The sequence below is a fragment of the Saccharomonospora sp. NPDC046836 genome (genome assembly GCF_040645195.1).
GTDB lineage: Bacteria > Actinomycetota > Actinomycetes > Mycobacteriales > Pseudonocardiaceae > Prauserella_A.
The window spans coordinates 139,636-161,088 of the sequence record NZ_JBEYXW010000012.1; the positions used below are offsets into that span (position 1 = coordinate 139,636).

The 21,453-nt window shown below is 68.8% G+C and carries 21 protein-coding genes; 5 read left to right on the forward strand and 16 right to left on the reverse strand.

Annotated features, from left to right (window positions below):
- Positions 1-656: 656 nt before the first annotated feature.
- Positions 657-1,898 carry a DUF222 domain-containing protein gene (locus ABZ863_RS16330; protein ID WP_358535971.1) on the forward strand — a complete coding sequence of 414 codons (1,242 nt, stop codon included), beginning with the start codon at positions 657-659 and terminating at the stop codon, positions 1,896-1,898.
- Here the strand turns inward: ABZ863_RS16330 and ABZ863_RS16335 are convergent.
- Genes ABZ863_RS16335 through ABZ863_RS16355 form a run of 5 tightly spaced genes read right to left on the reverse strand, consistent with a single transcriptional unit; the run spans position 1,883 to position 6,960 of the window.
- Positions 1,883-2,707, reverse strand: a complete 825-nt coding sequence (locus tag ABZ863_RS16335) for a citryl-CoA lyase (RefSeq protein ID WP_358535973.1) — start codon at positions 2,705-2,707, stop codon at positions 1,883-1,885. The two genes, ABZ863_RS16330 and ABZ863_RS16335, sit on opposite strands and share 16 nt — an antisense overlap.
- On the reverse strand, positions 2,704-3,924 hold the full coding sequence (locus ABZ863_RS16340) for a CoA transferase (protein WP_358535975.1): 1,221 nt from the start codon (positions 3,922-3,924) through the stop codon (positions 2,704-2,706). Before ABZ863_RS16340 ends, ABZ863_RS16335 begins: the two co-directional genes overlap by 4 nt.
- Positions 3,921-5,432 (reverse strand): tripartite tricarboxylate transporter permease, encoded by a 1,512-nt coding sequence (locus ABZ863_RS16345; RefSeq protein ID WP_358535977.1) that lies wholly within the window; start codon positions 5,430-5,432, stop codon positions 3,921-3,923. Before ABZ863_RS16345 ends, ABZ863_RS16340 begins: the two co-directional genes overlap by 4 nt.
- On the reverse strand, positions 5,432-5,974 hold the full coding sequence (locus ABZ863_RS16350; protein ID WP_358535979.1) for a tripartite tricarboxylate transporter TctB family protein: 543 nt from the start codon (positions 5,972-5,974) through the stop codon (positions 5,432-5,434). Before ABZ863_RS16350 ends, ABZ863_RS16345 begins: the two co-directional genes overlap by 1 nt.
- Positions 5,971-6,960, reverse strand: a complete 990-nt coding sequence (locus ABZ863_RS16355; protein WP_358535981.1) for a tripartite tricarboxylate transporter substrate-binding protein — start codon at positions 6,958-6,960, stop codon at positions 5,971-5,973. Before ABZ863_RS16355 ends, ABZ863_RS16350 begins: the two co-directional genes overlap by 4 nt.
- A 128-nt stretch (positions 6,961-7,088) precedes the next feature.
- On the opposite strand from ABZ863_RS16355, the gene ABZ863_RS16360 reads away from it, so the two are divergent.
- Genes ABZ863_RS16360 through ABZ863_RS16370 form a run of 3 tightly spaced genes read left to right on the forward strand, consistent with a single transcriptional unit; the run spans position 7,089 to position 9,401 of the window.
- Positions 7,089-7,889, forward strand: a complete 801-nt coding sequence (locus ABZ863_RS16360; RefSeq protein WP_358535983.1) for an IclR family transcriptional regulator — start codon at positions 7,089-7,091, stop codon at positions 7,887-7,889.
- A gap of 17 nt (positions 7,890-7,906) precedes the next feature.
- Positions 7,907-8,497, forward strand: a complete 591-nt coding sequence (locus ABZ863_RS16365) for a methyltransferase (protein WP_358535985.1) — start codon at positions 7,907-7,909, stop codon at positions 8,495-8,497.
- Positions 8,490-9,401: a hydroxyacid dehydrogenase gene (locus ABZ863_RS16370; protein ID WP_358535987.1), complete on the forward strand. Its 912-nt coding sequence runs from the start codon at positions 8,490-8,492 to the stop codon at positions 9,399-9,401. The genes ABZ863_RS16365 and ABZ863_RS16370 overlap by 8 nt, the downstream gene beginning before the upstream one ends.
- An 8-nt stretch (positions 9,402-9,409) precedes the next feature.
- Here the strand turns inward: ABZ863_RS16370 and ABZ863_RS16375 are convergent, their stop codons facing one another.
- The 10 genes from ABZ863_RS16375 to ABZ863_RS16420 all read right to left on the reverse strand — a co-directional run bounded on the left by ABZ863_RS16375 (position 9,410) and on the right by ABZ863_RS16420 (position 19,424).
- Complete coding sequence (locus ABZ863_RS16375) at positions 9,410-10,633, reverse strand: MFS transporter (RefSeq protein ID WP_358535989.1); 1,224 nt, start codon at positions 10,631-10,633, stop codon at positions 9,410-9,412.
- Positions 10,634-10,642: 9 nt separating this feature from the next.
- Complete coding sequence (gene fahA, locus ABZ863_RS16380) at positions 10,643-11,815, reverse strand: fumarylacetoacetase (protein WP_358535991.1); 1,173 nt, start codon at positions 11,813-11,815, stop codon at positions 10,643-10,645.
- On the reverse strand, positions 11,812-12,681 hold the full coding sequence (locus ABZ863_RS16385) for a hypothetical protein (protein WP_358536041.1): 870 nt from the start codon (positions 12,679-12,681) through the stop codon (positions 11,812-11,814). The genes fahA and ABZ863_RS16385 overlap by 4 nt, the downstream gene beginning before the upstream one ends.
- A complete protein-coding gene (locus tag ABZ863_RS16390) occupies positions 12,675-13,871 on the reverse strand; it encodes a cupin domain-containing protein (protein WP_358535993.1) in 1,197 nt (398 codons plus the stop codon). The genes ABZ863_RS16385 and ABZ863_RS16390 overlap by 7 nt, the downstream gene beginning before the upstream one ends.
- Positions 13,872-13,979: 108 nt before the next feature.
- Complete coding sequence (locus ABZ863_RS16395) at positions 13,980-14,531, reverse strand: MarR family transcriptional regulator (protein ID WP_358535995.1); 552 nt, start codon at positions 14,529-14,531, stop codon at positions 13,980-13,982.
- Between the two features lie 42 nt (positions 14,532-14,573).
- Positions 14,574-15,899 carry an MFS transporter gene (locus ABZ863_RS16400; RefSeq protein ID WP_358535997.1) on the reverse strand — a complete coding sequence of 442 codons (1,326 nt, stop codon included), beginning with the start codon at positions 15,897-15,899 and terminating at the stop codon, positions 14,574-14,576.
- Positions 15,900-15,938: 39 nt separating this feature from the next.
- Positions 15,939-17,360, reverse strand: a complete 1,422-nt coding sequence (locus ABZ863_RS16405) for an FAD-dependent oxidoreductase (protein WP_358535999.1) — start codon at positions 17,358-17,360, stop codon at positions 15,939-15,941.
- Positions 17,357-18,163: an SDR family NAD(P)-dependent oxidoreductase gene (locus tag ABZ863_RS16410; protein WP_358536001.1), complete on the reverse strand. Its 807-nt coding sequence runs from the start codon at positions 18,161-18,163 to the stop codon at positions 17,357-17,359. The genes ABZ863_RS16405 and ABZ863_RS16410 overlap by 4 nt, the downstream gene beginning before the upstream one ends.
- A complete protein-coding gene (locus ABZ863_RS16415) occupies positions 18,156-18,989 on the reverse strand; it encodes an SDR family NAD(P)-dependent oxidoreductase (protein WP_358536003.1) in 834 nt (277 codons plus the stop codon). The genes ABZ863_RS16410 and ABZ863_RS16415 overlap by 8 nt, the downstream gene beginning before the upstream one ends.
- 21 nt (positions 18,990-19,010) lie before the next feature.
- Positions 19,011-19,424 (reverse strand): nuclear transport factor 2 family protein, encoded by a 414-nt coding sequence (locus ABZ863_RS16420; protein WP_358536005.1) that lies wholly within the window; start codon positions 19,422-19,424, stop codon positions 19,011-19,013.
- A gap of 79 nt (positions 19,425-19,503) precedes the next feature.
- On the opposite strand from ABZ863_RS16420, the gene ABZ863_RS16425 reads away from it, so the two are divergent.
- Positions 19,504-20,226 (forward strand): helix-turn-helix domain-containing protein, encoded by a 723-nt coding sequence (locus tag ABZ863_RS16425; protein ID WP_358536007.1) that lies wholly within the window; start codon positions 19,504-19,506, stop codon positions 20,224-20,226.
- Between the two features lie 9 nt (positions 20,227-20,235).
- On the opposite strand, the gene ABZ863_RS16430 is transcribed toward ABZ863_RS16425, so the two are convergent.
- On the reverse strand, positions 20,236-21,420 hold the full coding sequence (locus ABZ863_RS16430; protein WP_358536009.1) for an NAD(P)/FAD-dependent oxidoreductase: 1,185 nt from the start codon (positions 21,418-21,420) through the stop codon (positions 20,236-20,238).
- Between the last annotated feature and the right edge of the window lie 33 nt (positions 21,421-21,453).

Here is a 21,453-nt window from a genome sequence, read left to right on the forward strand (position 1 = left end):
AACTGTCGCTCCAGTGTGTCACGAACGTGGAAAGGGGTTGGTAGGTCGCTTCTGGATGCGGTGCTGTGCAAAGAGAAGGGGTCTGCGATCTCTCCGCTGCTGGCGAACCTGTTCCTGCATTACGCGTTCGATGCCAGGACGGTAATCGGCGCGGCGGCTTCGAGCACACCGCGTTCACCTCTCTGGGATTTTCACGTTCCGCCAGCGTGAAGCACGAACCAAAGGCGGGCAGCCGTTCAGCTCGTTTACGCCCGCGATCAGCAATGGCGCTCTGAACAAGATCAGTGCTACCCCACGCGGACCAAGAAAGCCTTCAAGCGCTGGCGGGAGATCGTCACGACATATCCCGCCATATTCGCCCACTGGAGATGAGCCTCCGCACCCCGCCTTACCTGACGATCAGAACGACAAGAGCCCGGCGACGGGAGACTGTCACGCCGGGATCTGCGGGAGCCCCCGGGGGGGTGAGACTCCCCCGGGCCACCCGACCGGGGCGACTTTCATCATTGTCCACTAGCGACAGTTCCCCACGGCTCGGGTTTCTGGTCCCTTTTCCCTTGTAGTGGTCTACATCTTTTGATACCATGACACCTGTGGGGAATTCGTTGCAGGATCACGAACTTTTGAGTCTGATCGAGGGTTTGAATCGGCTCAAGATGCGGGTAGATGCCTTGGTTCATCGGGCTGTCGAGGCGCTCGACGACTCTCGGGGGCGCGCTTCGGATGTGGCTGCCGAGTTGGCGTTGGTGCTCTCGGTTAGCGAGCAGCATGCTCGGCGGGTGGTGGATTTGTCTGCCACATTGGTTCGGCGGCTTCCGCAGACTTTGGCTGCCATGGAGTCCGGTGTACTCGATTCCTGTCGTGCTTCGAAAGTTGCCAGCGCTACCGCCTGGCTCGACGACGAGCAGGCCCGCCAGGTCGACTCGACTATCTCCTCCAAGCTTGCTGGAAAGAATCCTCATCAGGTCCGGCGGGTTGCCACCTACTGGGCAATGAAAGCCGATCCGGAGGGTGCTGCCCGGCGGGCTTCCGTTCGTCGGGCGGAGCGGTCGGTGCAGTTGCTGCCTGGTGACGACGGGATGTCCACATTGCTCGCCGATCTACCCGCCGAGGTCGCCTCATCCGCCTACGCCCGGATCGACCGGATGGCCCGCACCCTGCGCGGCACCAACGAATCCCGCACCCTCGACCAACTCCGGGCCGACGTGCTCGCCGAACTCCTGCTCGGCACGAACACCGACGGTTCCGGGGCGAAGGCCGATGTGCACGTCTACGTCGACCTCACCACTTTGGCTGGGCTCAACGACAATCCCGCACAGTTGGCCGGTTATGGTCCGGTTCCCGCTTCGGTGGCACGGGAAATCGCTCACCAGCCCTCCTCCACCTGGCGGCGGATCGTCACCGATCCGCTGACCGGGGCGCCGGTGGATGTGGGGCGCCACCGTTACCGGCCACCGGCTGTGACCGACGAGTTCGTGCGGGTGCGGGATCGCGAGTGCCGGTTCCCGTCGTGCCATCGGCCTGCGCACTTCGGCGACAACGACCACCACATCCCGTGGAGCGCCCAAGGGTCCACGAGCCACTCGAATCTGGTCAACCTTTGCCGGCGCCATCATCGGCTCAAGGACCGTCCAGGGTGGACCTACCGGTTGCACCCGGACACGGGGGCCGTCACCATCACCACACCCAGCGGGGCCACCTACACCAGCGACCCCGAACCACTCCACGACCCACCACCGCTCCAGAGACCAGGCGCGCTCAGGTACGAGGAAGATCCAGTCACACGCGAGAACACTACTGAGCCCGGTGACGGCGGCGAGCCAAGTTCGCGGCGGCGTGGTCTGGGAATCGGCACGAGGACGTGCTGGCCAGCTCGTGATGGTCACGGCTTGGCGTAGTCCCGGGTCGCCTCGCCGGTGTAGTCGGCCAAAAGCGGCGGGGGCAGCGGGCCCTTGACCCTGCGGCCACCGCTGGTCTCCTCCCAGGCGTGGGCGAGGATGCCGACGGAGCGCGCCAGCACGAAGAACCCGCGCGCCAGCTCGGGTTCCACACCGAGTTCGGCGTAGACGATCGCTGTGACGCCGTCGATGTTCATCGGTGGTTTCCGTGTCCCGTTCGCCAGCGCCCGCTCGACGGCGACCCCGGCCCGCAGGTAGTCACCCGGAACAGTTCCCGCAGCGACGGCGTCCTCGACGAGGCGGAGGAGCACGTCGCGCCGGGGATCGCGCGGGTGAAAGCGATGCCCGAACCCGGGAACGAACGCCGACCGCGCGCGGTAGTCGGCGACGACCTGGGCCGCGACGTCGTCGACGCGACCGCCTTGTTCCGCCACGGTGGCGACGATCCGGTTGAGCAGCGCCACGCATTGCTGCCCGGCGCCGCCATGAGTGTCGCCGAGGACGTTGATTCCGTTGGCCATCGCCGAGTTGATGCCCACGCCACAGGTCGCCGCCATGCGCGCGCTCGCGATCGACGGCGCTTGCGGCCCGTGGTCCACGCTCGCGACCAGCGCGGCCTGCAGGAGCCGCGACTCGGTGTCGGTCGGCAGCTCCCCCTTGGTGAGCAACCAAACGATACTGACGAAGTCGAGCCGTCCGATCAGCTGCTCGATCGGGTAGCCGCGCAGCTCGATCACACCGGGTTCGATGCGGGTGATCGCGGTGGACCACCATGCGGTGGCGTCGGCGACGGTGGGCACGTCGGTCATACGGCCTTCTCCTCGTGCAGTCGCGCGATCTCGGCGGGCGAGTAGCCGAGTTCGGCGAGAATGTCGTCGGTGTGCTGGCCGAGCGTCGGCGGGGGCAGCTCGGGCCTGCTCGGGCCGCCGTCGATATGGATGCCGTGCCCGAGAACCCGCAGCGGCCCGGGTTCACCACCGGGGAACGGCAGTTCGTGCACCAGCTCGCGGGCCCGGATCTGTTCGCTCGCCAGCATTTCCGGCACGCTCAGCACCGCGGCGGCCGGGACACCCGCCGTGCTGAGTGCCTCCTCCCAGTGCGCCGCCGTCTGCTTCGTCAGCGCCACCTCCAGCTCGGCGGTCAGCTGCGCGCGATGGGTCTTACGCGCCTCCCGTTCGACGAAGCGAGGGTCGGCCGCCAGCTCGGGCCTGCCGATGATCCGGCACAGCAGTTCGAACTGCTCCTGCTTGTTGGCGGCGATGTTGAGCTCGCCATCGGCTGTACGGAAGGTGCCCGACGGGGCAGCCGTGCCGTTGTCGTTGCCGAGCGGACTGGGCTCCTGGCCCGCGATGAGGTGGTTGGACACGACCCAGCCCATCGCCGTCACCGCAGTCTCCAACATGGACACATCGATCATGCATCCGGCACCGGTCTGTTCCCTGCCAAGCAGTGCAGAGGAGATCGCGAACGCGGCCGCCAGCCCGCCCAGTGTGTCGGCGATGGGATAACCGGCACGCAACGGTGCCACCTGAGCGGTCCCGGTCACGCTCATCATCCCGGAACTGCCCTGGATGATCTGGTCGTAGGCGGGTTTGGCACGCAGTGGCCCGGTCTGGCCGAAACCGGAGATCGCGCAGTAGACCAGGCGCGGGTTGATCCGCCGTAGTTCCGGCCAGCCGAAGCCGAGCCGTTCGAGCACGCCCGGCCGGAAGTTCTCGCACAGCACATCCGCGCCGGCGACCAGCTTGCGCAGCAGCTCCTTGCCCTGAGCCGACTTGAGGTTCAGCGTGAGCGAGCGCTTCTGCGCGTTCTGTGCCAGGAACGAGGCCCCGAGCTCGCGCCGGTTCAGCTCGGCGGAGGCACCCAGCTTGCGGGCGAGGTCGCCGCCGTCGGGAACCTCGACCTTGATCACGTCCGCGCCGAGCAGTGCGAGCTGGTAGGCAGCATAGGGTCCGGCGAGGACGTTCGTCAGGTCGAGGACCCGGATCCCGGCGAGCGGGCGCTCTGTGGGCGAATCCTGTTTCATACCACCGCTTTCTGTTGACGGCGGGCCCGGAACCGCTGAAGCAGCAGTACCGCGACGACGAGGACCAGCAGGGTGTACAACGTGATCGAGATCGGGCTCGACACGAGCGCGGCCGGGTCTCCTTCGCTGACCGCCATCGCGCGCCGGTACTCGGTCTCGGCGAGTGGACCGAGGATCACGGCGATGAGCACCGGCGCGATGGGCAGCCCGTAGCGGCGCATGACGAACCCGAGCAGGCCGATCGCCAGCACCAGCACGAGGTCGAGGATCTTGGCGCTGGTGGCGTACACACCCAACATCGCGAACACCGTGATGCCGGCGTAGAGGTAGTGCTTGGGCACCTTCAGCAACTTGGCCCACAGCGGCGCGAACGGCAGGTTCAGGATCAGCAGCACGACCATGCCGATGAAGAAGCTCGCCAGCAGTGCCCAGACCAGCTCGCTGGCGCGCTCGAACAGCAGCGGCCCCGGCTGCAGGCCGTACTGGCGAAACGCGGCGAGCAGGATCGCCGCGGTGGCCGAGGTCGGCAGCCCGAGCGCGAGCAAGGCGCCCATCGCGGTACCCGCGGTGGCGTTGCCCGCCGCCTCCGGTCCGGCGACGCCCTGGATCGCACCTTTGCCGAACATCGAGTTCGGCTTGCGGGACCCGAGCCTGCGCTCGGTGCCATAGGCGAGGAACGTCGGCACCTCGGATCCGCCGACGGGAATGATGCCGAAGGGCACCCCGATCGCGGTGCCACGCAGCCAGGCCGGCAGCGCGAGCCGGAACTCCCGCCGGGACAACCACAGGCGCCCGGTGGATGGGATCAGTTCGGTGTCGTCCTTCGTGCCACGGCGTGCGGCGACGCTGAGCACCTCGCCGAGAGCGAGCAGCCCCACGGTGATCACGACGATGTCGATGCCGTCGAAAAGCTCCGGCAGGCCCGCGGTGAAACGCGCGGCACCGGAGGTGCCGTCGATGCCCACGAGAGCGATCGCGAGCCCGATGACGAGTGCGGCCAACCCGCGGATCACGGATTCGCTGACGACGGCCGAGATCGCGACGAACGCGAAGATCGCCAGCGCCAGGTACTCGGCGGGGCCGAAGAGGGTGGCCAGCTCTGCCAGTGAGGGTGCGAAGAAGACCACCAGGATCGAGGCGACGATGCCGCCGACGAACGCGCCGATCGCGGAGGTCGCCAGCGCCTGCGCGGCGCGCCCGCTCTTGGCCATCCGGTGCCCCTCGATCGATCCTGCGATCGCGGTGCTGTTGCCGGGCGTGTTCATCAGGATGCCCGCGATCGAGTCGCCGAACAGGCCACCGAAGAGCACCCCGGCGAACATGATGAAGGCCCCGATGGGGTCGAGCGAGAACGTGACGGGCAGCAGCAGCGCCACCGCCATCGCGGAGCCGAGCCCGGGCAGGACCCCCACCGCGGTGCCGAGGAGGGCACCGATGAACACCCACAGCATGTTCATCGGGGTGAGTACGGTGAGGAAGCCCTCACCGAGATTGGTCAGTGACTCCATCAGAAGACTCCCGCCAGGATGCCGGGGGGCAGGTTGAGCCCGAGCCCCGCGGAGAAGGCCAGCTGCACGATCGAGGAGATCGCGACCGACAGGAAGAGGTCGAACACCGTGCGGCGGCTGCCGAGCGCGCGGGCGATACCCCAGAACAGCGCCGCCCCGGAGATCAGCCAGCCCACCGGGTTCAGCATGGCGATGAAGACGACGATGGTGCCGACCACGCCGAACAACGCCGGATGGTTGCTGCACGTGCGCACGGGCTGCTCGTCCTGCGCTGCTGTCTCACCGTCAGTGCCGGCGATCGCGACCGCCGCAGGCTCGGGTCGGCGGATCACGTCGACGGCCAGCAGAACTGCGAACACGACACACGCGATCGCGACGATCGTCGGGAACAGCTGTGGTCCCGGCGAGGAGACGTTGTCGGGAACGTCCATTGTGATCGTTCCGATGCCGAGTCCAATCCCGACGATCAACAACAGCAACGGGACGATGAGACCGGTGCGGCGGCGTAGATAGGAGGCCGAGCCGGTGACTGGTGTGCTCACAGTCCCAACTCCTCGATGATCGCGTTGACCCTGGCCTGGTCCTGCCGGATGAAGTCGGTGAACTCGTCACCGGCCAGGAAGCTGTCCTGCCACTTGTTGCGGCTCAGCGCGTCGGCCCACTCCGGGGTTCGCACCAGCTCGCCGACGATGGCGATGAGTTCCTGCCGTTGCTCGGCCGTGATTCCGGGTGGCGCCACCAGTCCGCGCCAGTTCGGCAGGGCGACATCGATGCCCTGTTCGATGAAGGTCGGAGTGTCGATGCCCGCGACGGGCTGATCCGCCGAAACGGCCAGTGCCCGCAGGTTCCCGGTCTCGATCTGGTCGCGGAAGTCGTTGTACCCGCTGACCCCGACCTCGACGGTTCCCGACAGCAGAGCGGTGAGCACCTCGCCGCCGCCCGCGAAGGACACGTAGTTCAACTGCCCGGGGTCGATCCCGGCTTCGCGTGCGACGAGCCCGGTCAGCAGGTGGTCTGTGCCACCGAGCCCGCCCCCGCCGACGGCGTGCGAGTGCGGATTCTCCTGCCATGCCCGGAGAAAGTCCTCCAACGTCCGGTATGGAGAGTCCGCCGGGACGATGAACACCTCGTAGTCCTCGGCCAGCCGCGCGATCGGCGTGGTGTCGAGCAGGCCGACCGGCGACCGGTTGACGGTGATGGCTCCTTCCATCACGGTGCCGGTCATCATCAGCTGCGTGGGGTCGGCGCCCAGTTCGACGAACTGCGACAGCCCGATCGTCCCTCCCGCGCCAGGCACGTTGATGACCTGGACGTTGTTGACGATGGAGCTGCTGCCGCGCAACGCCTGCTGGGCCTCCCGCGAAGCGAGGTCCCAGCCGCCGCCGGGCGCGGCGGGTGCCATCACGGTGAGCTTCGATCTCGGCGTGGTTCCCGAGGTCGACTGGCTCGCGTCGACCGCCGCGAAGCCGGCCAGCACGAGTGTGCTCACGGCTCCGGCGACCGCGAGAGCGACACGTTTCCTCTGCACGATCACTCCCTTGTGACCTAGGTTCACACATGGTTGAGTGTCCATCTGGCGGACATCATTGACCGCCTGATGGTATAGTTACGGTTGGCGAGACGCAAACACCACGCTTCGATGGGGAGGGGCTGACGATGAAGTCCACTGGGGCCGCCGCTCCGGACAGCGACAACGGAGGTATCCGCGCGGTCAGTCGCGCTTTCCGTGTCCTGCAGGCATTCTCGGCCGACCGCATGACCCTCGGCGTGGCCGAGATCGTCCGCGCGACCGGATTGCCGAGAACCACCGTGCTGCGGCTGATCGAGACCCTCACCGCCGAAGGAGTGCTGGAATCCGGCGTCGACGGGCAGGTCCGCGTCGGCACCCGCATGATCGGCTGGGCCGCATTCGCCGAAGCCGCATGGGCCGTGCCCGAGGCGAGTCTCGCGCGCATGCGGGAGCTCGCCACCGAGACCGGCGAAACCGTGAGCCTCTACGTACGCAAAGGCCTGCACCGGGTGGTCGTGGGTCAGGCGCCGAGCCCGAACACGCTGCGGCACGTCGTGCAGACGGGCGACGAACTGCCGCTGTGGGCGGGTTCCGCGGCCTACGTGCTCCTCGGCCTCGAACCGCCCGCCGAGCGGGACGAGCTGATCGCGCGGGTCTCCGCGACCGCTGAGTCCCCCAGCAACGCCGACACCCTGCGCGACGGCGTCGAGCACGCCATGGCGCAGGGCTGGAGCATCTCGCACGGCCAGCGCGAGCCGGGCAACACCGGGCTCGCGGTGCCGGTCGACCCGGCCACAGGCGCGAGGGCACTCGCCCGGCCGGTGGTGCTCGCCCTCGGCGGGCCCACCGTCCGGTTCACCGACGACAAGATCCCTGGCTTCGTGGCGGCCGTACGCCGCTGCGCCGACGACATCGCCCGCACCGGGCTGCCGCCCGCACTCTACTGACGAAAGCGAGGAGGATCGTGGAGCTGACCACCACCTACCCGAAGCCGGGAGAGTTTCCGGTTGCGACCCTGTCCGACGCCATGGAGCGTTTCGGCGTCGCGCAGGGCATCCGTCCACTGTGGCCCGGCGCGGCGCTGTCCGGCCCGGCGTTCACCGTGTGGACCCGCCCAGGGGACAACAAGGGGCTGCACGCGGCGTTCGAGACGATCCGGCGCGGCGAGGTACTCGTCGTCAACGGTGGCGGGGACGAGACCCGCGCGTTGATCGGTGAGCTGGTGGTCCAGAAAGCGCGGGCACTCGAGATCGGCGGCATCGTCCTCGACGGCGCAGCCCGGGACGCAGCCGATCTCGCCGAGCTGCGGGTGCCCGTGTTCGCCCGTGCGGTCACCCCTGCCGGGCCGTGGAAGACCGGGCCGTACCGCATGGGCGTGACGATCGCGGTCGGTGGCGTGCCGGTCAGCCCCGGTGACTGGGTGGTCGGTGACGACGACGGGGTCGCGATCGTGCCCGCGGACCAGTGCGCGGAGGTCGTGCGGAGCACCCGGGAACTCCTCGCCGGCGAGGCGCAGCGGCGCAGCGCGAACCAGAAACTCGTGCCCCGTGGGTGAGCGGCCGCTCGTCTGGATCCCGCGACCCGTCCACGACGACGGCCTCGCGCTGTTGCGTGACCACGCCGATGTCCGCCTCGGCTACGGCGACGCCGCGACGACCTTCGACGACATCGCCGGCCAGGTGGCCGGAATCCTGCTGCGCACGGCGCGGGTCGACGGGGCGATGATGCGCCGCGCGCCCGCGCTGACGATCATCGCCCGGCACGGCGTCGGCCTCGACACCGTGGACCTCGATACCGCCGAGCAGCGCGGGATCGTGGTCACCACCACCCCGACGGCCAACACCCAGTCGGTCGCCGAACACACGATCGCGCTGCTGCTCGCCGTACGCCGCGGCATCGGTGTGGCCGTGCGCAACGAGGGCGACACACGAGCCGCCATCCAGGGGCGCGAGCTGTCCGGCTCGACGCTGGGTCTGATCGGCTTCGGGCGTATCGCGTCCCGGGTCGCGCACATCGCCAGGCAGGGGTTCGGCATGCGGGTGCTCGCCTACGATCCGCTGCTGCCCGACGCCGGCATCGCCGCGGCCGGTGCCGAGCCCGCGCCGCTCGACCGGGTGCTCGCACAGTCCGACGCGGTGAGCCTGCACGTACCGCTGACCGAGCGAACACGGCACCTGATCGGCCTCGCCGAGCTGCTGTCGATGCCGAAGGGTGGCGTGGTCATCAACACCTCCCGCGGCGGCACTGTGGACGAAGATGCGCTGCTTTCCGCGCTGCGCCAAGGACATCTGGCCGGAGCCGGCCTCGACGTCACGGTGCTCGAACCGCTTCCGGCGGACCATCCATTGCGCACGGAACCGTCCGTGATCATCACCCCGCACGTCGGGGCGCAGACCGCCGAGGCGATGCGCAGGATGGCCACGGACGCCGCCGGCAAGATCATCGAACACCTTGCCTGACCGCGCTCCTATGTGGACGACACCGCCGACGACGGTCGTGTGGCCTTCCCGAGCGGGCCGGTCCAGAAGCCTGCCGTGCCCAAGGCCATCAGTAACGCGGCGCCGGCGTAGACCGCGGCGATGTGAGCCGTGGCCTCGATGATCGCCGCGCCGACGAAGGCCCCAAGAGGCTGTACGGACCACGCCAGCACCTGGCCGGTTGTCTGCACCCTGGCCAGTAGGTGGTCCGGTACGACCAGTTGCCGGAACGTCAGCGTCTGCACCGCGTAGACGGTCGGCAAACCCGCAGCCACCGTCCACAGGATCGCACCGAGCCAGAAACTGGTACTGGCCGAGAAACCCAGTATGAGGGCGCTCCAGCACATCATCACACCGAGGGTGGCGGCGGCGAACGGCAATCGGTGCCTCAGCCTGGCGGACACGAACAACGCTGCCGCTGTGCCGATCGCTCCACAGCCAAAGAGGACGGAGACCTGTGCGTCGGTGGCACCGAGTCTGTCATGCGCGAAGAACACCAGTTGCGAGGTGACTATCGACCCGAGCAGGTTGTACAGAGCCGCATGCAGCGCAATGTTGCGCAGGAGAGGATCGGCGAGCACATAGCGGAGTCCGACGACAATTTCGGACCGGACCGACTTCGGTTCCCGCGCTGAATGGCCGCGGTTGAAAGGGCTGCGCACCACGACGAGCAGGGTGGCTGCGATCCAGAACGCGACCGCGTCCACGACGAAGACCTCAACGATCGGCAACCCGCCGCCGATGAGCGCACCAGCAAGGATCGGGCCGGCGACCTGGGCCGCGGCCGAGCCGGCCCGCAGCTTGCCGTTCGCGTCGGCCAGCCGTTCCCGGGAAACCAGGCTGGGCATCGCGGAACCTTCGACCGCGTGCGCAACGATCCCCAGCGATGCCCTGACGAACGCGACCATGTACACGATCCAGACGTGCAGGACGCCACAAGCCGCCATCGTTGGCAGCACCGCGACAGTCAGCCCGCTGGCCACTGTCGTGTAGATCAAGAGGCGGCGCCGATCCACCCGGTCAACCCAGGCGCCGATCAGCAGGCCGAACAACAGGTATGGCAGGAAGGTGGCGATCGTCGTCAGCGCAAGGTCGGTTGGGGATCCGGTGAGTCTGAACACGAGCAGGGGCAACCCGAACGTCGTGAAGGAAGACCCGAGACTCGATATCGTCTGACCGGCGAGAAACAGTCGGTAGTCACGCCTGGACGGCATGTATCGAGCTTATCTGGCAGGCAGGATGGTGCCGGTGACCTCGCCGAACCCGATCCGCGTGTCATTCGGGCCGGGCGCGGTGGCCGAGATGGTGACCTCGTCGCCGTCCTGCAGGAAGGAGCGTTGCTCGCCGTGGACCGTGACGGGCTCGCGGCCACCCCAGGTGAGTTCGATGAACGCGCCCCGCTGATGTTTCCCGGGGCCGGAGATGGTGCCGGAGGCGAAGAGGTCCCCGGTTCGCGTGGCTGCCCCGTTGACGGTCAGGTGGGCGAGCATCTGCGCCGGGGACCAGTACATGTCCTTGTACGGCGGGCGGGAGACCTCCTCGCCGTTCCACCGCACGACCAGGTCGACATCCAGGCCCCAGTCCTGGCTACCGCGCAGGTACGGCAACGGTTGTGGGTCCTGCCCTGGCAGCGGCACCCGCGCGGCCTGCAGCGCGGCCAGCGGCACCACCCACGGGGAGACCGAGGTGGCGAAGCTCTTGCCGAGATGCGGGCCCAGCGGCACGTACTCCCATGCCTGCAGGTCACGAGCGGACCAGTCGTTGACCAGCACAGCCCCGAACACATGCTCGGCGAACGTGTCGACCCCGATGCGGTCCCCCAGGCCGGATCCCGCCCCGACGACGAACCCGAGCTCCGCCTCGATGTCCAGTCGCTGGCTCGGTCCGAAGCTGGGGGTGGTCTCGTCGGGGGCTTTGCGTTGCCCGCAGGGCCGGACGATGCCGGTCCCCGACACCACGACCGTGCCGGAGCGGCCGTGGTAGCCGACCGGCAGGTGCTTCCAGTTCGGCATCAGCGGCTCGGCGTCCGGCCGGAACAGCCGCCCCAGGTTCGACGCGTGGTGCTCCGAAGCGTAGAAGTCCACGTAGTCGCCCACCTCGATCGGCAGGTGCAGCCGCACGCCGCCGACCGGATGCAGGGCGTTGTCCGGCAGGTCCCCGGCCACGATCGCGGAGATGCTCTCGCGCACCTGCGCCCACCGCGCGGGCCCCTGCGCCATGAACGGGTTCAATGACGGCGCGGCGAACACCGGATCGTCGAGCACCACGGACAGGTCCACCACGGTGTCGCCCAGCCGCGTCCCCACCCGGGGTGCGCCTCCGGCAACGGAGAACACACCGTAGGGCAGGTTGTCCCGGCCGAACGGCGAGTTCTGCGGGACCTCGATGACGCTCACGGGGTTGCCCCTCCTGTGGTGGTTGCGGTGCTCGGTTCGGTGAGCAGGCCCAGCTCGACGAGTTCGGTGAGCGGGTCGGTGATGCTGCAGGTGCCGAATGAGGTGAACGCGGCGCGGGCGCGGTGTACCCGGTCGGCGTCGAGGTCGCGCACTCGTCCGGCGACGGTGGCGCCGTCACGTTCGGCGAGCAGTGCGCGGGCATCGGGCTCGGTTCCGCCGTGCGCCAGCACATCGGTGGCGAGCAGGAGGTTGAGAAAACCGTGCTGCTCGAACCCTGTCTCCGGGTCGGTGTTGCGCAGCGCGTGGTGCAGCCCGGCCGTGGCCTTGAACGGCACTCCGGCCGCGGCCAGGGCGGCGACCGCGTCCGCGAGCTCGGCTTCCCCTGGATAGAGGTCCGCGCGGACACCACCGGTGCGCAGCTTCGCCCGGTACCGGCCGGCGATCGCCTCGATCAGCGGTAAGCGCCGTTCGTCGCGCGGAACCTCGACGTACACGTCGACGTCACCGTGCGGAGCCTCGGCGAGCTGGTCCAGGAACTCGCTCACACCTGTACCGTCCGGCACGGCGACCTCGACCGAACGCAGGTCGACCGGTAACGACGCCGTGGCGGCGACGACGGCGGGCAGGTCCGCGGGACCGTCCGGCAGCGTGACGGACAACGGCAATGGCCCCGCCTGCAGCGAACCGAGCCGGGGCAGGTCGGCCGCGGCCAGCACCAGTGGGCCGACGAGGTCGGCGTACCAGGTGCCCTGCCGTTCACGGTAGGCGCGGACGGCCTCGTGCAGGGGGGCGAGCCCCGGCGGGAACACGGCGGCGTCGTCGCACAGGCCGGCGACGACTCCCGGGATCGGGGAGCCGGTCACGATCCCGGCCCCCTGCCGGACCAGGTCCAGGCGTAGCCGGGGTCCTCGCTGGCAAGGCCACCCTCGCCCAGCTCCAGCGGGCGGAAGGTGTCGACCATGACCGCGAGCTCGTCGAAGAACTCCACCCCCAGCGACCGCTCCACCGCCCCCGGCTGTGGTCCGTGGCTGTGCCCACCCGGGTGCAGGCTGATCGAGCCCTGCCCGATCCCGGATCCCTTGCGTGCCTCGTAGTTCCCGCCGCAGTAGAACATCACCTCGTCGGAGTCCACATTGGAGTGGTAGTACGGCACCGGAACCGACAGTGGGTGATAGTCGACCTTGCGCGGAACGAAGTTGCAGATCACGAAGTTGTTGCCCTCGAAAACCTGGTGCACCGGCGGGGGCTGGTGTACCCGCCCCGTGATCGGCTCGAAGTCGGCGATGTTGAACGTGAAGGGGTACAGGCACCCGTCCCAGCCCACGACGTCGAACGGATGTGTCGGGTACACGTAACGGGTCCCGGTGATTCCGCGCGAGCCGCGGTGTTTGACCAGCACCTCCACATCGGTTCCCTCGACCACCACCGGGTCGGCCGGGCCGTGCAGGTCCCGCTCGCAGTACGGCGCGTGCTCCAGCAGCTGCCCGTAACGCGACAGGTACCGCTTCGGCGGCGCGATGTGCGAACTGGCCTCGATCGCGTACAACCGCACGGGCTCCGACCCGGTGGGAACCCATCGGTGCGTGGTGGCTCGCGGCAGGATCACGTAGTCGCCCTGGCCGGCGCTCAACGTCCCGAAGACCGTTTCGACGGTGGCGGTGCCGGACTCGACGTACACGCACTCGTCGCCGATGGCGTTGCGGTACAACGGCGACGGCTCACCGGCGGCGACGTAGGAGATCCGGACGTCGGCGTTGCCCAGTACCAACCGCCGCCCGCGCACCGCGTCGACGGCCTTCCAGTCCGCACTGGTCAGCTCGTGCAACTTCAGGTGCCGCGGGATCAGCGGACGGTTCTCCGTCGTCGACTGGTCCGGCAGTTCCCACGGCGTGGCATCGACGATCGCCGACGGCACGCCCGCGTGGTAGAGCAGTGACGAGTCCGAGGAGAAACCCTCCTCCCCCATGAGCTCCTCGTAGTAGAGGCCGCCTGACGGGGTGCGGTGCTGGGTGTGCCGCTTGGGCGGCACGTTGCCGGCGCGGCGGTAGTAAGGCATGACCCGGCTCCTTTGTCATCCACTCGAAAATGGTTAAGACATGTACTACTTACTGGCCACGATATCCCTCGAGGCTCCATTGCGGAAGTGCGGAAGCCGTGACCGGAACTAGCGGCGGCCGCGTACGTCTGGCGCGCTGTGGCCGGTGATCAGTTTGTCCAGAAGCATCACGAGGATGCGCTGCTCTTCCTCGGTGAGCGCGCCGGCCCAGCGGAACTCGCGCTCGTTGTGCTCGCTGAAGACGGCGACCATCTCCTCATGTCCCGCCGGGGTCAGGGACAGGCGCACCGAGCGGCCGTCCCGTTCGCCCGGAGTGCGATCGAGCAGGCCATCGGCGACCAGCGTCTTGGTCAGGTTGGACACCGCGGCGCGGCTCATGCCGGTCAGCCGGGCCGCTCCGGACGGTTCGAGCGGGCCTGCCAGCCAGACCACGAACATCAGCCGGAACGCCGACCAGGACCGGCCCCGCGGCCGGTGCACGGCGGCCTCGAGGTCATAGGTCACCAGGTCGGAGGCCCGGTTGAGGGTCAGCAGCACCTGGGTGGCGAGCTGGTGGCGGAAGCCGTACTCCCCGGCGAGCCTGCGGTTGGCCAGCGCGATGAAGGACCAGAAGTCCAGGTCCACTCCCGCCGGCCGCACCGGCCCGTCCTCCGCCGCCACGGCTGTACCTTATCCGGACGGCGGAGGAAGTACATCTTGAAACTAGTTCAACGCGGTGGGGCGGACCTCACGCGGCACCTTGAGGACGGACAGCATCACCGCGGCGACCACGAGGCAGCCGATCGGGAAGTACAGCCCGACGGTGACATCGGTGTCGGTGGCGGCGAGGCCGATCGCGTACGGTCCGAAGAACCCGCCCAGCGCGGCAATGGAGTTGATCGCGGCCAGGCCGACGGCGGTCTGCTCCTTCGTCAGCACCCGGGCGGCCATCGCCCAGTACGGCGCGAGGTAACCGAGAACGCCGATCGCTGCCAGTGACAGGCTGACCAGTGACAGCGCCGGGACCGACTTGAACTGGATCGCTCCGAAGAACCCGAGCGCGGCCACCAGGACCAGTGCGATCACGTGGATCTTCCGCTCACCGGTGCGGTCGGAGTTGCGGGCGAGCAACAGCATCCCGACGGCGCCGACGAGGTACGGGATCGCCCCGAGTAGGCCGATGTTGGTCGACGAGTACGACGGGTCGAGCTGTTTGACGATCAGCGGCAGGAAGAACGCCAGCCCGTAGAGCCCGCACGCGATGAACAGATTCGCCACCGCGAGATGCACTACCTTCGGGTTACGCACGGCCCGGAGCTCGTGACGGAACGTCGTCTTCTCCTCCGGCACGTACTCGGCGTCGATCTCGGACTGCAGCCAGGTGCTCTCCTCCTTGGTGAGGAATCGGGCGTCGGCAGGCTTGTTGGGCAGCAGGAAGAAGGTGACAACGCCGAGCAGGACGGCGGGGGCGCCCTGCAGGATGAAGACCCACTGCCAGCTGCTCATCCCGAACCAGTGGATGTGGTCGAGGATCAGGCCGCCGGTGAGGCTGCCGAGGATGAGCGCGACCGGCTGGGCCAGCGCCAGCGCGGCGATCGCGCGGCCGCGCTCCTTGCCGCGGAACCAGTAGGTCATGTAGAGCAGCAGGCCGGGGAACAGTCCGGCTTCGGCGATGCCGAGCAGGATCCGGGCGACGATCAGATGGGTGACGTTGGCGACGAAGCCGGTGAGCACGGTGACGATCCCCCAGCTCACCGCGATGCGGCTGAGCCAGAGCCGGGCACCGACCCGCTTCATGATCATGTTGCTGGGAACCTCGAACACCACGTAGGCGAGGAAGAAGATCGCCGATGCGACACCGAACGTGGCCGCGGTGATGCTCAGCTCGGTCGCCATACCGAGCTGGGCGTAGCCGATGTTGGCCCGGTCCATGTAGTTGAAGACGTAGAGCAGGCCGACGATCGGCATGACCCGCAGGGCGACCTTGCGGATCGTGCGCCGCCCGACCTCGTGTTGCCCCGCGGCGGAGGCGGTGGTGGGGACTGACATGGATCTCCTCGACGGTGAGTGCGAATCAGTGAACTGCGGTCAGGCGGTGTGGTGGGCGGCGTTGCGCCCGGCGATGCGGCCCATGGTCACGGCGTTGGCGACGGCGTTGCCGCCGCCGACGTAACGCGGCCCGAGAACACCTGCTCCGGCCTCACCGGCGGCGAACAGCCCGGGGACGGGGTCGCCACCGGCGCCGATCACCGCGGCCCGCGCGTCGATCTCCAGACCGGTGTGGGTGCAGACGAGTTCGGCGGGGAGGAAGCGGGCGGCGTGGAAGGGTGCCTTGCTGATCGGGTCCGGGTTCGCGGCGATGCCCTTCGCGGCAAGGGTCCGGTGGCGCAGGAAGTCCGGATCCTCGCCGGTCTCGGGCAGCTGCCGGTTCCAGCGTTCGACGGTCGCGGTGAGGGCGTCGGCGGGGACACCCATGAGTCCGGCCAGTTCCTCCAGGGAATCGGCCCGCAGTGTCCGGCCGGCGTCGGCCTCGGCCTCGACGTGCTCGGCCGACCAGTGGGCGTAACCCGGTGGCAGCCCGGCCCGTGTGGCCTCGTCGAACACCATCCACACCGGACCCGGCTGCGCCTCGACGATCCCCGCGGACACGGCATAGGAGGCGTCCTCGTCCATGAACCGGCGACCGCGCGCGTTGACGAGCACGCGCGACACCGGCGGGAACCCGGACTGCCAGTGGTGTAGCCGCTGGAAGTAGACCGTGGGCAGCAGCAGTCCCCAGCCCTCGCCGGTCACCGCGGCGCCGGCCTGCTCGCCGAAGCGTAGATGATCTCCCCGGCTGCCTTCGGCAGCCACCACGAAAAGGTCGTCGCCCGCACGCCCTGCGGCCGGGTAGTGGCGCGTGAGCAGCTCCGGGTCATGGGCAAGACCGCCGGTGGTCACGACGACCGCCCCGGCCCGGACGTCGATCCCGTCCGCGACGACGCCGGCCACAGCCCCGTCCTCGACCAGCAGCCGTTCCACGCGGGTGTTCAGCACCGCCTCGACGCCCAGCCGTTTCCGTGCGCGGTCGAGTACCTGGACCAGGCCGTAGCCCTGGTCCTTCGGGACGTGGCCACGCCAGACGTCCTCGACTCCGGCCCGGGTGAGCCCCGGGGTGTGCGCGTCGTGCGACACCGCCGCGGGGATCTCCACGCCGAGCCCGATCAGCCACTCGACCGTCGGCCCCGCGTGCTCACAGAACGCACGCACCAGGCCCGGTTTGAGCAGCCACTGGTTGAGGTCCATGTAGTGCTGGAAGAACTTCTCGGCGGTGTCGGAGATCCCGAGGCTCGCCTGCACGCTGGTACCCGCGGCGGTGAGCATGCCCGCGGACATAGCGGTCGATCCGCCCAGCTCGCGCTCGGACTCGAACAGCAGCACCGAGGCGCCTTGTTCGGCAGCCGCGACCGCGGCTGCGAGCCCGGCTCCGCCGCCGCCGATCACGACGACGTCGACCTCGTGCTCGCTCATCCCAGCTCACCCCCCGACTCGGCGACGATGCGGTGGTAGAGGCCGTTGGACACCAGCCCGCCATCGACGGTGATCTCGCTGCCGGTCAGGTAGGTCGAGCGGTTGGAGAGCAGAAAGAGCACGGCGTCGGTGATCTCCTCGGGCGTGCCCATCCGGCCGGCCGGGATGCTGCGCATGGCCGATTCGACGAATGCGTCCGCTCCTCCGAGCAGCGCCGTCCCGACCAGACCTGGATGCACCGAGTTGACCCGGATGCCCCACGCCGCGAAGTTCCCGGCCGCGGACTTCGACAGCCCGGTGAGCCCCCACTTGCTCGACGAGTACGCCGGCGAGAAGTAGCCGATCTGCCCCGAGATCGAGGAGATGTTGACGATCGATCCGCCACCGGAGTCGCGGATCAGCGGCGCCGCCGCCCGCATGCCGTAGAAGGGGCCGGACAGGTTCACGCGCAGGACCTGCTCCCACACCTCGTGGGTGGTGTCCATGAACTCCAGCCTGCGTGAGATACCCGCGTTGTTGACCAGTCCGCCGAGCCGGCCACGCTGTTCGCGGATCTGGCCGATCACCCGTTCCCACTGCAACGGGTCGGTGACGTCGAGACTGTGCGCCGAGGCCGAGCCGCCGGCCGCGACGATCTCCGCTACGACATCGTCGGGCTCCGCAAGGTCGGCCACGCAGATGTGCACCCCGCGGGCGGCCAGCGCCCTGGCGTGCTGGGCGCCCATGCCGTTCGCCGCGCCGGTGACCAGTACGACGTCCGGGTATCGGATGGCTTCCTGGCTCTCAGCCGCGCTGTCAGACATGCCGGGAACCACCGTCGACCGCGATGCTGTGCCCGGTGACGTAGCGTGCGCTGTCCGAGAGCAGGAACAGCAGCACTCCCGCGACCTCCTCGGGCGAGCCGATCCGGTGCAGCGGAACGGCGTCGAGTGCCTTCGCCAGCGCCGGTGCGTCGTCCCGGATCCACCGCGTCATCTCGGTGTCGATGTATCCGGGCGCGATCGCGTTGACCCTGATCCCCTTGTCCCCCAGCTCGACCGCGAGCGCCTCGGTGAGGTGCGCGACGGCCGCCTTCGAGCTGCAGTAGGCTGCTCTGCCCCTGCGCACCCGGACCGCGGACACCGAGGACATGTTCACGATCGCGCCGCCCGGTTGCATCCGCTCCGCTGCCGCCTGCGCCCCGAACAGCACGCCCTCGACGTTCACCGACAGTGTCGTCCGGATCTGCTCCGGGGAGATGTCGGCGACCTCGGCGAACGGGAAGATCCCCGCGTTGTTGACCCAGAAGTCGAGGCGCCCGAACTCGTCGACCGCGCGCTGCGCGAGCGCGCGGTGGTCCTCGGCCTTCGTGACGTCGACGGTCGCCGGGACGATCCGGCCGGGCTTGGCCTCGATCGACTGCGCCGCGAGTGCCGCACTCAGCTCACCCGCGGTGGCGGCCATGTCGCCGGCGGCGATGTCACCGCCGACGATGTCGACGCCGCGGCCGGCGAGCGCGGCGGCGAAGCGGGCTCCCATGCCACGGGCGGCACCGGTGACCACGGCGACCTTGCCCGGGAACTCCGGGTAGACCGCGGTGACCGGCTGGTGCAGAACTCGGCCAGGACCGGTCGGCTCGAGATTGGTCACAGGTTCTTCTCTCCTTCGAACTCAGGCATCGCGGTGAACGGTCCGGCGGCGGATCCGCAAACCGCTGGAGGTCCGGACCAACTCGTCGTCGATCCGGGTGAGCCGGTGCAGCCGGGACGGCTCACCGGCCGGGGTACCGATGATCTGCAGGTAGGCCCTGGCATGGAGGGCGTCCGGTCCGGCCGGCAGGACCTCGATGGTGCTGATCACGTGCCGCAGCACCTCGCCGCTTGTGGCGCACTGGGCGTGGAAGCGCTCGGCGAAGGCGATCAGCTCGGCGGCGCCGGACGACGGTGCGGGGTAGCTCGGCGAACGGAACTCGCCGTCGGAGGTGAACGTCGCCGCCCAGTCGGCGGCCCGCCCCGAATCGATCGCGTGGCTCTGCCGACCATAGAGCTGGTGGACGGCGAGCACGTCGGCAACGGCGACGTCCATGTCGGGCTCCTTGATTCTCTTCGACAAGCGTGCGATAATCGCACACAGCGTGCGATTATGAAGAGAAAGTAGGTCGTCGGTGAGCGCTCGTCAAGAGACAGCTATTTCTTCACCTGTCCGGAAACCGGAACGTCCGGGCACGTCCAAGACGCTGCATCACGGGCTGCAGGTACTGGAGGTGCTGGTCACCGCCCCGCAAGGGCTGTCGATCACGGAGATCGCCGACAGGATCGGGGTGCACCGCACCGTCGCGCATCGGCTTGTGCGGACTCTCGAGGAGCACCAGCTCTGCCGCAGGGACCGGTTCAAGCGGATCACGCTGGGGGCTGGGCTCGTGCGACTCGCCGAGCCGGTGGAGCAGGATCTGCGGACGCTCGCCCGGCCGGTTCTGGAGGAGCTGACCGACGACACGAACGCGACCGCTCACCTGGTCGTGCGCGAGAACGCCGAGCAGGTCCGGATGCTGATGATCGTCGAACCGCGCAAGGCGCGCATTCACGTGGCGTTCCGCTCTGGTCAGCTGGATCCGATCGGGCGCGGTTCAGCGGGCCTGGCGATGCTCGCCGCCGACCCGCCGGTGCAGGGTGAGCGCGAGGCGGTCGCCATGGCACGCAGGCGTGGGTTCGCGGTGTCGCACGGGGAGATCGCGCCTGGCGTCACCGGCATCTCCGCGGTGGTCCCGGCGCGGCGGCCGGACGGCGCGGTGAGTGTGGGCCTTTCTCTGTTCGAAGTGGACGATCAGGAGGACATGGGCCGCCGCGTGGTCGCGGCGGCCCACCAACTGGCCAGACAGCTCGAATAGCTGTGTGGTTCACCCGTTGCGGCCGGCCTCGACCGGAGCATCCCACTCGATGCGATGCCCGTACAGCCAGCGCATCGACGCCGCGTTCGGCTTGTACAGCTTGAAGAACAGCGGCATGAGGTGCCGCATCACGGGCCCGAGCGACTTGCCGTCCCCATTGCGCTTGCCCTGCTTCACCACACGTTCGACCCTGGCGCGGCGCAGCGCCTCGTACCGGGCGAACGCCGCCGGCACGTTCCGTATGTCCCGCAAGCACTTCCCGAGCGTCACCGCGTCCTCAATGGCCATTGACGCGCCCTGCCCGGACGCGGGTGACGTCGCGTGCGCCGCGTCACCGATGATCACCATCCGGTCGCGGTGCCACGTCGGCACCGAAGGAAAGTCGTAGGTGTTCCAGCCCGCGAAGATCTCGTCGGTCGCCTCCACCAGGTCGCGGGCCGGACCGTCCTCGCGAGCGAACAGGCCGAGCAGTTTCTCCCGCCACGGCACCTGTGCCAGCTCCTCCCGCGACAGCTCACGGGGCTGGCGCGGGTTCGCGAACCACCACACGTCACCGGACTCGTGAATCACGTACGCGTAGAAGCAGTCCCGCCCGAACACCATGTGCATCCGGCCGGGCTGAGCGTCGAGTCGTAGCCCCTTCGCATATCCGCCTGCGTTGAGCAGCGGAACGTACCGTGGCGTCGGCGCGTTCGGGTCGATGAGCGTGCGGGTGGCCGAGCGCAGCCCGTCCGCGCCGGCCAGCAGGTCGCCGTGTGCTCTGGTGCCGTCGGAGAACACTGCGGTCACACCGTCCGGAGTGGACGTTGCGGACACGAGCCGCTTGCCGTACTCGATCCGTACGCCGCGCCGCACGGCCTCGTCCCGCAGCGCCGTGTAGATCGCCGCCCGCGTGATGGTCTGCGTGACCGTGCCGTCCGGGAGCGGGTCGCCGAAGTCGAACTCCGCCATCGGCTTGCCGCCCATGCCGATGGACATGGCCGGCGTGTCGAAGCCCCGCGCGCGGACGATCGTGTGCAGATCGAGCGTGCGCAGTGCCGCGAGCCCGTTGACCGCGAGCGTCAGGAACGCGCCGACACCGTCGGCCGACCGGTCGTACGCCTCGTAAACGGTCGTGTCGATGCCCGCCTTCGTGAGTGCCATGGCGGTGACCGATCCGGCCAGCCCGCCGCCTGCGATGAGTGCTGAAGTCATGACATGACTATACATAAAATAACTATCTAGGCA